1 protein-coding gene is annotated in these 781 nt (G+C 64.0%); it reads left to right on the top strand.

Annotated elements, in window-relative coordinates:
- Nucleotides 1-135: 135 nt before the first annotated feature.
- Entirely contained in the window at nt 136-675 is a 540-nt protein-coding gene (locus D4B81_RS19415) for a uracil-DNA glycosylase (protein WP_122263990.1), read from the top strand.
- Nucleotides 676-781 lie beyond the last annotated feature (106 nt).

The raw sequence follows: 781 nt of genomic DNA on the forward strand, positions 1-781 counted from the left end.
GTCCCCGCACTGACGGCCTGATCAACCCCACCGAGGGATCACCGTCGTACACCACTTCACCGGACTTGACCCCGGAGAATCGTGCAGTCCAAAGAGGCCCGCCTGGACGACCCTCATGTCGCTGCTCTGAATGGGATGGTGCGGGATATCAACCGTCGCCGTGCGGACGGTCACGCTGCGCCTTGGTTCGACCCTGCAGACGGCGGAATCGACGCGGAGGTACTGCTGCTGCTTGAGTGTCCGGGACCCCGCGCTACCGCCCACAAAGGGTCAGGATTCGTCTCAGCGGACAACGATGACCAGACTGCGGCGAACATTTTCACGTTGCTACACGAAGCGCGGCTCGACCGTCAGCGAATCGTCCTGTGGAACGTCGTTCCGTGGTACCTGCCCTCCGTCGACGGGAAGCGCACCAAGAACGCCAAGCCAGCGGACATCGTCGAGGCAGAGCCTTGGATGGAAGAACTCGTCAGTCTGCTCCCTCGCCTGAAACTAGTCGTACCGATGGGAGCACCAGCTCTCTCCGGTTGGATGCGCTACCTCACGAGTTCCGCCGAGCGTCCCGTCCTGCCCACGCTGGCGGTACCACACCCCAGCCCTCAAAGGCTCAATACGGACGCAGCCGCCCGGCCACGCATACGCAACGCTTTCGCGCGAGCTGCATCGGCGTTCTGAGCGCTCGGACCGCGGCGGATGGCCGCGCACGCTTTTGCCGCGAATCGGTTATGCGCTGCCCAGGATTGGCGCGACTTTGTCGAAGTTGCGGGCGCGCAGGTCGCTG

The sequence above is a fragment of the Ornithinimicrobium cerasi genome, assembly GCF_003702705.1.
Classification (GTDB): domain Bacteria; phylum Actinomycetota; class Actinomycetes; order Actinomycetales; family Dermatophilaceae; genus Ornithinicoccus; species Ornithinicoccus cerasi.

Bases quoted from the DNA above. Each gene is read 5' to 3' on its own strand.
- D4B81_RS19415 (WP_122263990.1), top strand. From the start codon at position 136: ATGGTGCGGGATATCAACCGTCGCCGTGCGGACGGTCACGCTGCGCCT.